General features: G+C 52.4%; 13 protein-coding genes and 1 rRNA gene. 6 read left to right on the top strand and 8 right to left on the bottom strand.

Annotated features, from left to right (window positions below; all coding sequences use genetic code 11):
- Window positions 1-130: 130 nt before the first annotated feature.
- The gene (locus GHN86_RS05545; protein ID WP_003444470.1) at window positions 131-553 is read left to right on the top strand and encodes an OsmC family protein; all 423 of its coding nucleotides are present in this window, start codon (window positions 131-133) and stop codon (window positions 551-553) included.
- A 239-nt stretch (window positions 554-792) separates the two neighbouring features.
- Window positions 793-1584 (top strand): adenosylmethionine decarboxylase, encoded by a 792-nt coding sequence (gene speD, locus GHN86_RS05540; RefSeq protein ID WP_016782404.1) that lies wholly within the window; start codon window positions 793-795, stop codon window positions 1582-1584.
- Window positions 1585-1662: 78 nt separating this feature from the next.
- Here speD and coq7 read toward each other — a convergent pair whose 3' ends face one another.
- From coq7 to hemJ, 6 genes are all read right to left on the bottom strand, one after another.
- Window positions 1663-2310: a 2-polyprenyl-3-methyl-6-methoxy-1,4-benzoquinone monooxygenase gene (gene coq7 / locus GHN86_RS05535; RefSeq protein WP_153378024.1), complete on the bottom strand. Its 648-nt coding sequence runs from the start codon at window positions 2308-2310 to the stop codon at window positions 1663-1665.
- A 119-nt stretch (window positions 2311-2429) separates the two neighbouring features.
- Window positions 2430-2768, bottom strand: a complete 339-nt coding sequence (locus tag GHN86_RS05530) for a histidine triad nucleotide-binding protein (RefSeq protein WP_153378025.1) — start codon at window positions 2766-2768, stop codon at window positions 2430-2432.
- 66 nt (window positions 2769-2834) lie between these two features.
- A complete protein-coding gene (locus GHN86_RS05525; protein ID WP_153378026.1) occupies window positions 2835-3623 on the bottom strand; it encodes an SDR family NAD(P)-dependent oxidoreductase in 789 nt (262 codons plus the stop codon).
- A 76-nt stretch (window positions 3624-3699) separates the two neighbouring features.
- On the bottom strand, window positions 3700-4215 hold the full coding sequence (locus GHN86_RS05520) for a DUF805 domain-containing protein (RefSeq protein ID WP_153378027.1): 516 nt from the start codon (window positions 4213-4215) through the stop codon (window positions 3700-3702).
- Between the two features lie 84 nt (window positions 4216-4299).
- A complete protein-coding gene (locus GHN86_RS05515; protein WP_153378028.1) occupies window positions 4300-5259 on the bottom strand; it encodes an NAD(P)H-dependent flavin oxidoreductase in 960 nt (319 codons plus the stop codon).
- A gap of 29 nt (window positions 5260-5288) precedes the next feature.
- The gene (hemJ, locus tag GHN86_RS05510) at window positions 5289-5714 is read right to left on the bottom strand and encodes a protoporphyrinogen oxidase HemJ (protein ID WP_153378029.1); all 426 of its coding nucleotides are present in this window, start codon (window positions 5712-5714) and stop codon (window positions 5289-5291) included.
- 133 nt (window positions 5715-5847) lie between these two features.
- On the opposite strand from hemJ, the gene argC reads away from it, so the two are divergent.
- Complete coding sequence (gene argC / locus GHN86_RS05505; protein ID WP_153378030.1) at window positions 5848-6882, top strand: N-acetyl-gamma-glutamyl-phosphate reductase; 1035 nt, start codon at window positions 5848-5850, stop codon at window positions 6880-6882.
- 247 nt (window positions 6883-7129) lie between these two features.
- Window positions 7130-7480, top strand: coding sequence for an iron-sulfur cluster insertion protein ErpA (gene erpA / locus GHN86_RS05500; protein WP_003444456.1), 351 nt, complete (start codon window positions 7130-7132; stop codon window positions 7478-7480).
- A 78-nt stretch (window positions 7481-7558) separates the two neighbouring features.
- On the opposite strand, the gene GHN86_RS05495 is transcribed toward erpA, so the two are convergent.
- Together GHN86_RS05495 and GHN86_RS05490 are read right to left on the bottom strand one after the other, a co-directional pair.
- Window positions 7559-8650 (bottom strand): anhydro-N-acetylmuramic acid kinase, encoded by a 1092-nt coding sequence (locus tag GHN86_RS05495; protein WP_153378031.1) that lies wholly within the window; start codon window positions 8648-8650, stop codon window positions 7559-7561.
- 3 nt (window positions 8651-8653) lie between these two features.
- Window positions 8654-10045, bottom strand: coding sequence for a peptidoglycan DD-metalloendopeptidase family protein (locus tag GHN86_RS05490; protein ID WP_153378045.1), 1392 nt, complete (start codon window positions 10043-10045; stop codon window positions 8654-8656).
- A gap of 211 nt (window positions 10046-10256) precedes the next feature.
- Here GHN86_RS05490 and tyrS point away from each other — a divergent pair, with 211 nt between their 5' ends.
- Entirely contained in the window at window positions 10257-11456 is a 1200-nt protein-coding gene (gene tyrS, locus GHN86_RS05485) for a tyrosine--tRNA ligase (RefSeq protein WP_153378032.1), read from the top strand.
- A gap of 506 nt (window positions 11457-11962) precedes the next feature.
- Window positions 11963-13499 (top strand): 16S ribosomal RNA (locus tag GHN86_RS05475).
- Window positions 13500-13564 lie beyond the last annotated feature (65 nt).

The following is a 13564-nucleotide window of genomic DNA, read 5'->3' as shown; positions in this document are numbered from 1 at the left end:
ACAGACAGATTCTTTCCAGTAGGCAGAATTTTCCTTACAGCGTGTAGGTTAAAGCCATATGCATGGCAGGCTCTCTATTTAGGACGCTGTGCTAAGCTGGCGCCCCTTTTAAAGCAGTGGAGTCTGGGTGATGAAGGCACGCATTCAATGGGCCGGCGAAGCCATGTTTCTGGGCGAGTCAGGCAGCGGCCACGTCGTTGTGATGGACGGCCCGCCCGAGAGCGGTGGTCGTAATCTAGGTGTGCGACCGATGGAAATGCTTTTGCTGGGCCTTGGCGGATGCAGCAACTTTGACGTGGTCAGCATTCTCAAAAAATCGCGCCAGGCCGTGGAGAGCTGTGAAGCGTTCCTTGAAGCCGAGCGCGCCACTGAAGACCCAAAAGTGTTTACCAAGATCCACCTGCACTTTGTCGTTAAAGGTCGGGGCTTGAAAGAAGCTCAGGTTAAACGTGCCATTGAGCTGTCTGCCGAGAAGTATTGCTCTGCATCGATCATGCTGGGCGCTGCAGGTGTAGCCATCAGCCACGACTATGAAATTATCGAATTGGGCTGAGTGGCCATTCAATTTTCATAAATGCACTACAGACTCTGGTGAACAGTCGCCGAGGTCTGCATAATGCGCCACTTTTTTCAGGGTAGTGGCTGGGAATATTTCCGGCCACATGCCCGAACAGATAACCAAAATCGCCATCGCGAAGAGGTGTTAACCGTCCTACGCAGGTGCGTCCACGCACTTGACGGGCATGCTGGATCACGCGGCCGAGCCGCATCGACATAGAGAGTTTTATAACGGTGAAAAGCAAACTCAAGCTCCACGGGTTCAATAACCTGACAAAGACCTTGAGCTTCAACATCTATGACATCTGCTACGCGGAAACCCCGCAAGACCAGCAGGCATACGTTGAGTACATCAATCAAGAGTACGACGCAGAACGCCTGACGCAGATCCTTACAGATGTGGTTGATATCATTGGTGCCAACATCCTGAACATCGCTCGTCAGGATTACGATCCCCAGGGCGCCAGCGTGACAATTCTGATTTCAGAGCAGCCGGTGATTCCGACCGAAAGCCAAATCGAAGAATCTCCAGGTCCGCTGCCCGAGACCATTCTGGCTCACCTCGACAAAAGTCATATCACGGTGCATACCTATCCGGAAATTCATCCGGTCGATGGTATTGCGACTTTCCGTGTGGATATTGATGTGTCGACGTGCGGCGTTATTTCACCGCTTAAAGCTCTCAACTATCTGATCCATCAGTTTGATTCGGATATCGTGACTGTCGATTACCGCGTACGTGGTTTTACCCGTGACGTTGAAGGTAAAAAGCACTTTATCGATCACGAGATCAATTCAATCCAGAATTACCTTTCTGAAGACACCCGCGACGGTTATCAGATGACCGACGTGAATGTGTACCAAGAGAACTTGTTCCACACCAAGATGCTGCTTAAAGAGTTTGAACTGGACAACTACTTGTTCGGCGATGCCACCAGCAATCTGTCGGTTGAACAACGCGCTCAGGTGACCGAACGCGTGAAGCATGAAATGCTCGAAATCTTTTATGCTCGGAATATGGCGTAAAGTTTCAAGCATTAAAAAGGCGACTACCGAGAGGTAGTCGCCTTTTTTGCTTCTGGCCAGGCAGGTGATACCTGGCTGTTAAATGCGGTAGGTACTTTTAGTCATGACCTTGGCCATCAAACTCATACCAAACTTGACCGGCGCGGGAAAACGGAAGCCACCGGCTTGCAGCGCGGACTCAGCATGATGAGCTTCGTCAATGCGCATTTGCTCAAGAATCGCGCGGGACTTCTCGTCCTCGGCAGGGAGCTGCTCAAGGTGCTCGTTGAGGTGCTTGCACACTTGATCTTCTGTCGCGGCTACAAATCCCAGACTCACTTTGTCGCTAATCAACCCCGCCACGGCCCCAATCCCGAAGGACATGCCGTAAAACAGAGGATTTAGCACGCTAGGGTGGCTGCCCAATTGCCGAATGCGCTGTTCACACCAGGCCAAGTGATCGATTTCTTCTTCTGCCGCATGCTCCATTGCTTCGCGTACTTGTGGCAGCTTGGCGGTCAGAGCCTGGCCTTGATACAGCGCTTGGGCGCAGACCTCGCCGGTATGGTTAATACGCATCAACCCAGCCACATGGCGTGCTGCCTTGTCGTCCAGCGGGCGGTCGGGTTTTACAATAGCGGGCGATGGGCGGTGAGGTTGGCCACTGAAGGGCAGCAATGTGCGCATCGCGGTATCGGCTTGAAGCAGTAGACGGTCAATCGGCGAGTAGTGACGTTGGGTAGTCATGCTTACCTCCGGAAAAAATCACGGGGGCCAGTTTACCTCAATCGAGGCGCAAGGGGCTGCACGGGATCAATAGCAGTCGTGGGTGCGGCAGTGCACCCACGGTATGCCACAGCGTTATATCAGCCCGGCGGCCAGTTCATCTGGCGTTGACCCAGAACGTGCATATGGATGTGGTAGACCGTTTGGCCGCCCTTTTCATTGCAGTTCATCACTACGCGAAACCCGTCTTCGCAGCCCAGCTCTTTGGCAAGCCGTTGTGCTGTGTAAAGGATATGCCCTGCCAGTGGCTTATCCTCTTCGGTCAGGTCGTTGAGGGTGCGGATCGGTTTTTTTGGGATAACCAAAAAGTGAATCGGTGCTTGTGGGGCAATATCGTGAAAAGCGAGTACTTGATCATCTTCATAGATGATCTTTGCAGGTATTTCACGGTTGATGATCTTGGTAAAAAGGGTATCCAAAGCAGTGTCTCCGTGAGTGAAGTCTGGTCTGAGTGTACTCAGCAGAGCGCGTTACGCCCAGTCGCGTTAACGGGGACAATAGGATTTGTTCACAGAGGCCGCTATTTTCCGTGTCATCCATCGCGACAGTACGCGTGGGATACGTGTTAGCCAGCGGTTACGTCGCCCCGGAATAATGATGGCTTTGTTTTTTTCCAGCGCGCGCACCGTGTAAAGCGCAACTTCTTCCGGGCTCATGCAGGCGGAGCTTTGCTTGATGGTCTCTGCATTCATCCTGGACGCTTCAAAGAAACCAGTTCGAGTAATGCCAGGGCATAGCACCGAAACCTTAATGCCGGTTTTCTTGACCTCTTCACGCAAACCTTCGGAGAAGTGCAGAACGTACGCTTTACTGGCGTAGTACGTGCTTAGCCAAGGGCCTGGCTGAAAGGCTGCGATGGAAGAAACGTTGAGAATTTGGCCGCCACCCTGCACCGCCATCATATTGCCGATTGCGTGACACAGCCGGGTAAGCGCGAGGACATTAAGCTCGATGAGGTCTTGTTCAGCGCTCCAGTCATGAGCAAGGAAGGGGCCGCAGGTGCCAATGCCTGCACAATTGACCAGCAGGTCGATCTGACGATCCCCTTCTTCCAGCTCCAGCAGAAAGCCCGAGAGCCGCAAGGGTTCGCCCAGATCACAGGCCCGGAACAACACCTCGACACCGAAACGTTGGGTCAGCTCTAGCGCAATGCTTTCCAGAGCGTCACGTTGGCGGGCCACTAAAATCAGGCTGCGGCCACGGCGCGCCAGGGCTTCAGCCAAGGCCAGGCCGATACCGCTGGAAGCACCAGTGATTAAAGCGTAACGGGTCATGCTGTTCTCCATCGCAACGGTGCTGTCCGGTGACAATGATGTCCCTGGCGTTAACGCGTTCTTAAAGAAACAGAGTCTACAGGCTCAAGCGGTTCACTGCGTTGATGAAAACGTACGCCAGTGGAGAGGTTGCAATTGCACCAATGCCAGCAATGCATACGCAGTAGATGAAGATCAAAATCGTGCCCACGATTTTAACTGACTTACTGTTTGGGGGAGGAGGAGCGCCAAAGCGATTCGAACCTGGAGTACCAGGCATCACCAGTGCCATGATTCCCAATATTACGTTGGCGATAGGCACCAGTAGCAGTAACAACATCCAGGCGGAAAAATTTAAGTCGTGCAGCCGTTGAGCGGCAATTCTGAGGGTAAATATTAGATAAAGAATGTTTACGACCCCGAGAATCAATACGGAGATTATTGGCGACACGAATACCGCAAACAAACCAACTAAGGCTGAAACAATAAAAATGCAAGCCAGCCCCAGTTGCCAAACCATATAGCGTAAACGTCCTATTCGAGCTTCAAAGCCAAGAAACTCCAGCTTTGCGTACTGCACCTCAGGGGTTTTTTCCAGATCATGCTCTGACATTTAAAGCTTCCTTATTGCAGCGTGAGATTTATCGCACAAAAAAAAGCCCGCCTAATTGGCGGGCTCAGAGTCTCAACAAGAGGCTTAGCAATGAGGAATTCGATTCACCCGCTTTATAGCCTCGCGGTATTCCGTATCGAGTCGTGTGATCAACTGCTGCGTAGTAGGCACATCATTGATGTCACCTACGCCTTGGCCAGCAGACCAAACGGTCTTCCATGCTTTTGCTTCGTCGTTGAGCGGTTTGAGCCGGGTTCCGGTGCTGCTCTCGCTTTTAGCTTGCAGTGTGGCGAGGTCAAAGCCTGCATTTTCGAGGCTTTGGCGCATGAAACTTGCCGGTACACCCGAAACGGCAGCAGTGTGAACGATGTCGACTGCTCGGGATGTCAGAACCATTTGTTTGTATTCGTCAGGTGCATGACTTTCTTGTGTAGCTATAAACCGTGTTCCTAAGTAGGCAAGATCGGCTCCTATGACTTGCGCGGCCAAGATCTCGTGGCCATGGTTCAAGCAACCCGCAAGCAACACCGTTTTGTCGAAGAATTGGCGAATCTCAGCCACCAGTGCAAAAGGGCTCCATGTGCCTGCATGCCCGCCAGCCCCTGCCGCCACTGCGATCAGGCCATCTACCCCGGCTTCGGCGGCTTTCTCGGCATGACGTCGGGTAGTGACGTCGTGGAACACCAGGCCTCCATAGCTGTGAACAGCATCTACAACTTCTTTCACTGCACCCAGGCTGGTGATGACGATGGGGACTTTGTGCTCAATACATATCGCCAGATCAGCCTGTAGACGCGGGTTGCTGTTATGCACAATCAGGTTGACGGCGTAAGGCGCAGGGTTTTCCAATAAGGCCAGCCCTGCTTCGATTTCTTCCAGCCATGACTTGAAACCACTGCTCTCGCGTTGATTGAGTGCAGGGAAGGTGCCAACAACGCCATTGGCGCAACAGGCCAGCACAAGTTGTGGGTTGGAAATCAGAAACATGGGAGCTGCCACTACCGGCAGACGCAAGCGTTGTTCAAGCTGGACAGGCAGTGACATTCGATGACCTCTAAGCAGGGAGTTGGAATTTAGAACGGTTTGACCACCACCAGAATGACGATAGCAATCAAGAACAGCACCGGTACTTCATTGAACCAACGATAGAACACATGGCTACGAGTGTTTTCGCCACGGGCAAAGCGTTTTACCTGTGCGCCACACATGTGGTGATAGCCGATCAGCAGCACCACCAGCGTCAATTTAGCGTGCATCCAGCCTTGGCTCAGGAAACCCGGTGTTAGCGTTATTAACCAAATGCCGAATATCAGGGTGGCGATCATTGCCGGGCCCATGATGCCGCGATAAAGCTTGCGCTCCATCAGGCTAAATCGTTCTTTGCTGACAGAATCTTCGCTTTGAGCGTGGTAAACAAACAGGCGTGGTAAGTAAAACAGCCCGGCAAACCAGCAAACGATACTGATGATGTGAAAGGCCTTAAGCCATAGATAAAGCATTTTTAGTTATCCCCAGGTTCACGGTAGGGCAAATAGTAGTTCTAGAGCGCCCGGGAGTCACCTTGGCAGTTGTCGCATGGGCGCTCTATCCCTATTATCAAAGACTTTCCAGTGGTTTCGTTGAGGGCAGGTTATGGTCAAGGTCGGTATTGTCGGCGGCACGGGTTACACCGGGGTCGAATTACTGCGTTTGCTGGCTCAGCATCCGCAGGCTGAAGTGGTTGTCATCACTTCTCGATCCGAGGCGGGCCTGCCAGTTGCCGATATGTATCCCAACCTGCGCGGTCATTACGACGGCCTGGCTTTCAGTGTCCCGGATACACAAACGCTGGCTGCCTGTGATGTTGTGTTTTTCGCCACGCCCCATGGCGTCGCACATGCGTTAGCCGGTGAACTGCTGGCAGCCGGCACCAAGGTGATCGACCTTTCAGCTGACTTCCGTTTGCAGGATGCCGATGAGTGGGCCAAGTGGTACGGTCAGCCGCACGGTGCGCCAGAATTATTGAAGGAAGCTGTTTACGGCCTTCCGGAAGTTAATCGTGAGCAAATCAAACAAGCACGCTTGATCGCGGTGCCGGGCTGTTACCCAACGGCGACGCAACTGGGCTTTCTCCCTTTACTGGAAGCCGGGCTGGCGGATACATCTGTTCTGATCGCTGACTGCAAGTCCGGTGTAAGCGGCGCAGGACGTGGTGCCAGTGTGGGTTCGTTGTATGCCGAAACCTCAGAGAGCATGAAGGCATACGCGGTTAAAGGGCATCGGCACTTGCCCGAAATTCGTCAGGGCTTGCGCCGTGCTGCTGGTAAGGATGTCGGTTTGACCTTCGTGCCGCATTTGACACCGATGATCCGTGGCATCCACTCCACGCTCTACGCGACAGTGGTTGACCATACTGTCGATCTGCAAGCGTTGTTCGAGAAGCGCTACGCCAATGAGCCGTTTGTAGATGTAATGCCTGCGGGCAGCCATCCGGAAACCCGTAGTGTTCGAGGTGCCAACGTATGCAGGATCGCAGTACATCGTCCGCAAGACGGGGATCTGGTTGTCGTGCTGTCGGTTATCGATAACCTGGTTAAAGGGGCTTCGGGTCAGGCTGTTCAGAACATGAATATCCTGTTCGGTCTGGACGAGCGTCTTGGTTTGTCGCACGCGGGCATGTTGCCTTAAAAGCCGCTTTGAGTATCAAGCTACAAGCTACAAGCTACAAGCTACAAGCTACAAGCTACAAGCTACAAGCTACAAGCTACAAGCTACAAGCTACAAGCGGCAAGGGAAAAGCGGTCTCCGCGTCTCGTTTGCGGCTTGTCGTTTAAAACGTGCTGCTGCCCCTCAAATAGTTGACCGCTTTTCTGGGAGAAGCGGATAATGCGCGTCATCACGCATTATGGCGGCACAGCGCCGGGAGATAGTCAGCATGAGCGTCGAATCCTTCACCCCCATGGCTTTGCAATTCACTGAAGGTGCTGCGCACAAGGTGAAGAGCCTGGTCGATGAAGAGGGTAATGATCGTTTGAAGTTGCGAGTTTTCGTTACGGGCGGCGGTTGTTCCGGTTTTCAATACGGTTTTACTTTCGATGAAGAAGTAGCCGATGACGACACCATTGTTGAGCGCGAGGGCGTTAGCTTGGTGGTTGACCCAATGAGTTTCCAATACTTGGCAGGTGCCGAGGTGGATTATCAGGAAGGTCTGGAAGGTTCTCGTTTCGTTATCAAAAACCCGAATGCCACCACAACGTGTGGTTGCGGGTCTTCGTTTTCGATCTGATTGCACAGAGTAGGTTTCACGCTCAACGCCGCGTAGATTCGCGGCGTTTTGCTGTCTGACCCATTATTGGGCAGGTTGTCAGGCGGGATAGATCGCGCCCAGTACACGCAGGCCGCGTGCGCCCGTAACGCTGGGACGGTTGGTGGGAATGTTTTCGAGGCAGCAGTGGGCAAGCCAGGCAAAAGCCATGGCTTCGACCCAGTCAGGATCTACGCCTCGGGCCTCAGTGCTATTGACCTGAGTGTTGGGGAGTAATTGCTTCAAGCGAGCCATGAGTGCCGCATTGTGAGCGCCTCCGCCGCAAACCAGCAGTTCGTCTGTGCATGACTGAGCCGTTTGCAGTGATTGCACGATGGTCAATGCGGTGAGCTCAAGGAGTGTTGCCTGGACGTTTTCAGCGGTAAAGGTTGGCAGAGCCAATAGATGATGTTGCAGCCACTTGAGGTTGAACACTTCTCGGCCTGTACTTTTTGGCCCTTGGGTCTGGAAGAAAGGGTCGCGCAACAAGGCTTCAAGCAACAGTGGTTCTACGTTACCACTGGCTGCCCATTGACCGCTGCGGTCGTACAGCTCACCGCGCTCCTCTTGTATCCAGGCATCAAGCAGAACATTCCCTGGGCCGCAATCGAACCCGGCGACGGGGTTTTCTGTGGTTATCAGGCTTAAGTTACTGAAGCCGCCTATATTCAATACCGCTCGATTAGCCGTGTTATGTGTAAACAATGCCTCATGAAAAGCAGGGACGAGAGGGGCGCCTTGTCCGCCGGCAGCGACATCTCTGCGACGAAAATCGCTAACCACACTAATGCCAGTCAATTCGGCCAGTAAAGCAGGGTTACCAATTTGCACAGTCCAGCCCTGGGCGGGTTCGTGACGTATGGTCTGACCATGGCTACCTATGGCGCGGATACGTTCAGGTGCGAGTTCTTGCTGCGCGAGCAGGTCGTTGACCCCTTGGGCAGCTAGCCTTGCCCAATGGTTTTCTGCAATGGCGCTGCGGGCCACTTCATCCGGCCCGCTGGCACATAGTTGCAGCAGATCGCTGCGAAGGCCTTCGGGCATAGGAATGTAATGAGTGGCCAGCAGTGTAATGCTCGCCCCGAGTTCAACTAACGCGATGTCCATACCGTCAAGACTGGTTCCGGACATCACGCCTATATATAGAGCCATTACTTAACGCTTGCTCGAGGCCAGGAGGGTGGCCTTTTCCTGGTTCATGCGAGCCATCAATGGCTGACTTTGCTGGAGGAAGCGAGTGCGTTCTGCTTTAGCTATCGGATCAGACATGGGTAGCTTTTGGCCAAGAGGGTCAACGTGTACGCCATTGACCTGAAATTCGTAATGCAAGTGAGGGCCGGTCGATAGGCCGGTAGTGCCGATGTAACCAATCACTTGCCCTTGCTTGACGGAGCCGCCTGTTTTGACGCCTTTGGCAAAACCTTGCATGTGGCCGTAAAGCGTGCGGTAAGTATTGCCATGCTGAATGATGATGGTGTTGCCGTAGCCGCCACGGCGCCCCGCCAGGAGTACCTTGCCATCACCGGTTGCTTTGATTGGCGTGCCACGTGGCGCTGCGTAATCGACACCTTTGTGTGCGCGAATCTTGTTAAGGATTGGATGTTTGCGACCTGCTGAAAAACGCGAGCTGATTCGGGCGAAATCTACAGGTGTGCGAATGAAAGCCTTGCGCATGCTGTTGCCATCAGCGGTGTAGTAATTGCTGGTGCCCTGTTTGTTGGTATAGCGAACCGCAGTGAAGGTTTTGCCTCGGTTGGTGAAGCGCGCGGAAAGTATGTTCCCGGTGCCTACCGTTTTGCCGTTGGCCACTTTCTGTTCATAGATCACCTCGAACTGATCGCCGGGGCGAATGTCTTGTGCGAAATCAATGTCGTAGCCGAATACTTTGGCCATGTCCATTGTCAGGCTATGAGGTAATCCTGCGCGTTGGCCAGATGCTGAAAGGGAGCTGGTGATGACGCCATGCACGTAAGCAGAACGTATTGTTGGCAATGTCGTTACACGACGAAATGTATAGCCTTTAGCAGTTTTGCTGAGGCTGATGGTTTCTAGGTCGCTAACTTGGCTATGAAGGTTGTTCAACTGACCGTCAGGGGTCATTTCAAACTCGAGTTTTTGCCCATGTTTCAATTGGCTGAACTGCTTGGCCTGCTTGTCGCTGGCCAGAATTTCATGCACGGCAGACGCAGGAAGGCCTACTTTCTCGAAGAGTGTAGAGAGCGTATCGCCTTTAGCGACGAGGACTTCGCGATGGCTGGGTGATTTGTCTTCTTCAGCGTTAACAGTGGGATTTTGCGGCTGTTCAATTTCGGCGAATGGAGGCGGGCTCACTTCATTTGTGGCTTGAACGAGATCGGAAGCGTCTTGTTCTTGTGTCAGTTGCTCAGAAGGGCTTTCCAGCTCCAGGCTGAGGTTCGTTCTTTTGGCTTCAACTTCGCTGGAAGGAAATACCAGCAAAGCCAAGCTTAGAAGGGCGGCGATACCACTTGCTGCAAGCAGGTGGGTCTTCGGATAAAGCGGTGGCGCTTTAGGCGGCTGACTGGTCATAGATAATTTGACTTTGAATAAAGGATGAATTGGAAAAGATGACTGGCACGGTGAAGATGAAATAACTGTATAAAATATAACCAAATCACCCTTGAAGCAAGTCTGCGAGCTATTCCCCGACGGATAGTGGGCCGTATGCCGGTCAAAACTTGTAATTAGTCTCTGATCTTGTATGTTGGTTCCCTTTGAATTTGAGCCTTACGGGTCTGATATGAAGTCGGTAGAAGAGCAGCTAGCGCTAATAAAGCGTGGTGCCGAAGAGGTGCTGGTCGAGTCTGAATTGGTTGAGAAGCTCAAGCGCGGTCAGCCGTTGCGTATTAAGGCTGGATTCGACCCAACAGCACCGGATCTGCACTTGGGTCACACCGTGCTGATTAATAAGCTGCGCCAGTTTCAGGAGCTGGGTCATCACGTGATCTTCCTTATAGGGGATTTCACCGGGATGATTGGCGATCCAAGCGGGAAAAGTGCCACGCGCCCACCGTTGACTCGAGAGCAAGTGCTCGACAATGCCGAGACGTACAAGACTCAAGTATTCAAGATTCTTGATCCTGCCAAAACCGAGGTGGCATTCAATTCCACCTGGATGGATCAAATGAAGCCTGCAGACTTCATTCGCCTAACCTCTCAATACACCGTAGCTCGTATGCTTGAGCGCGACGATTTTGATAAGCGATACACCACTAATCAGCCTATCGCTATTCATGAGTTCCTTTACCCGCTTGTACAGGGTTATGACTCTGTGGCTTTGAAAGCTGATGTGGAGCTAGGCGGCACGGATCAGAAGTTCAACTTGCTGATGGGGCGTGAGCTGCAGCGCGGCTACGGCCAGGAAGCGCAGTGCATTGTGACGATGCCTTTGCTGGAAGGGCTGGACGGCGTCAAGAAGATGTCTAAATCCTTGGGTAACTATGTCGGTATCCAGGAAGCTCCAGGCGTCATGTACAGCAAACTGGTTTCCATTCCCGATGCTTTGATGTGGCGCTACTTTGAGTTGCTTAGCTTTCGCTCTATGGACGAAATCAATGTATTCAAGGCTGAGGTTGAAGCCGGAGCTAACCCTCGCGATATCAAGATCAAATTGGCTGAAGAAATTGTAGCTCGCTTCCATGGTGAAGAGGCTGCTGCTAATGCGCATCGCGGTGCCGGCAATCGAATGAAAGATGGTGAGCTGCCTGATGATCTGCCAGAGGTTGAGCTGACAGCTACAGAGGATATGCCGATTGCAGCTGTCCTTAATAAGGCGGGTCTTGTGAAGAACTCTGCGGTGGCACGAGACCTGTTGGGGTCGGGTGGGGTGCGCATAGATGGTGAGATCGTTGATCGCAGCTATATATATGCACTGGGTTCGACTCATGTGTGTCAGGCAGGCAAAAAGGCTTTTGCGCGTATTACGCTAAGAGCTGAGTAAAGCTGTGTCTGGGGTTAATTGATAGGTTCGATTAATTAACCCTTGACTCTAAATTGCAACGGCCTATAATTCGCCCACTTCCGGCGCAGTCGAAACGGAAAACTCCTTGATATTCAATGAGTTGTACGGTTTTCGGCGGTGTCAGCTTCAAGTCATCGAAGCAGGAAATGAGGTGTTGACAGCAGCGTGTAACGCTGTAGAATTCGCCTCCCGCTAACGAGAGATCGGAAGCGCAAGTGGTTGATGTTACGAAGGAAACTTTGAAAACATCTTAAAATAACCGCTTGACAGCAACAGAGGCTGCTGTAGAATGCGCGCCTCGGTTGAGCGAAAGCTTAACCAACCGCTCTTTAACAACTGAATCAAGCAATTCGTGTGGGTGCTTGTGGAGTCAGACTGATAGTCAACAAGATTATCAGCATCACAAGTTACTCCGCGAGAAATCAAAGATGTAACCAACGATTGCTGAGCCAAGTTTAGGGTTTCTTAAAAACCCAAAGATGTTTGAACTGAAGAGTTTGATCATGGCTCAGATTGAACGCTGGCGGCAGGCCTAACACATGCAAGTCGAGCGGTAGAGAGAAGCTTGCTTCTCTTGAGAGCGGCGGACGGGTGAGTAATACCTAGGAATCTGCCTGATAGTGGGGGATAACGTTCGGAAACGGACGCTAATACCGCATACGTCCTACGGGAGAAAGCAGGGGACCTTCGGGCCTTGCGCTATCAGATGAGCCTAGGTCGGATTAGCTAGTTGGTGAGGTAATGGCTCACCAAGGCTACGATCCGTAACTGGTCTGAGAGGATGATCAGTCACACTGGAACTGAGACACGGTCCAGACTCCTACGGGAGGCAGCAGTGGGGAATATTGGACAATGGGCGAAAGCCTGATCCAGCCATGCCGCGTGTGTGAAGAAGGTCTTCGGATTGTAAAGCACTTTAAGTTGGGAGGAAGGGCATTAACCTAATACGTTAGTGTTTTGACGTTACCGACAGAATAAGCACCGGCTAACTCTGTGCCAGCAGCCGCGGTAATACAGAGGGTGCAAGCGTTAATCGGAATTACTGGGCGTAAAGCGCGCGTAGGTGGTTTGTTAAGTTGAATGTGAAATCCCCGGGCTCAACCTGGGAACTGCATCCAAAACTGGCAAGCTAGAGTATGGTAGAGGGTAGTGGAATTTCCTGTGTAGCGGTGAAATGCGTAGATATAGGAAGGAACACCAGTGGCGAAGGCGACTACCTGGACTGATACTGACACTGAGGTGCGAAAGCGTGGGGAGCAAACAGGATTAGATACCCTGGTAGTCCACGCCGTAAACGATGTCAACTAGCCGTTGGGAGTCTTGAACTCTTAGTGGCGCAGCTAACGCATTAAGTTGACCGCCTGGGGAGTACGGCCGCAAGGTTAAAACTCAAATGAATTGACGGGGGCCCGCACAAGCGGTGGAGCATGTGGTTTAATTCGAAGCAACGCGAAGAACCTTACCAGGCCTTGACATCCAATGAACTTTCTAGAGATAGATTGGTGCCTTCGGGAACATTGAGACAGGTGCTGCATGGCTGTCGTCAGCTCGTGTCGTGAGATGTTGGGTTAAGTCCCGTAACGAGCGCAACCCTTGTCCTTAGTTACCAGCACGTAATGGTGGGCACTCTAAGGAGACTGCCGGTGACAAACCGGAGGAAGGTGGGGATGACGTCAAGTCATCATGGCCCTTACGGCCTGGGCTACACACGTGCTACAATGGTCGGTACAAAGGGTTGCCAAGCCGCGAGGTGGAGCTAATCCCATAAAACCGATCGTAGTCCGGATCGCAGTCTGCAACTCGACTGCGTGAAGTCGGAATCGCTAGTAATCGTGAATCAGAATGTCACGGTGAATACGTTCCCGGGCCTTGTACACACCGCCCGTCACACCATGGGAGTGGGTTGCACCAGAAGTAGCTAGTCTAACCTTCGGGAGGACGGTTACCACGGTGTGATTCATGACTGGGGTGAAGTCGTAACAAGGTAGCCGTAGGGGAACCTGCGGCTGGATCACCTCCTTAATCGACGACATCAGCTGCTCCATAAGTTCCCACACGAATTGCTTGATTCATTGTAGAAGACGATA

It is taken from the genome of Pseudomonas helleri, assembly GCF_009600315.1.
Classification (GTDB): domain Bacteria; phylum Pseudomonadota; class Gammaproteobacteria; order Pseudomonadales; family Pseudomonadaceae; genus Aquipseudomonas; species Aquipseudomonas helleri_A.
This window is presented reverse-complemented; position numbering and strand designations above follow the sequence as displayed.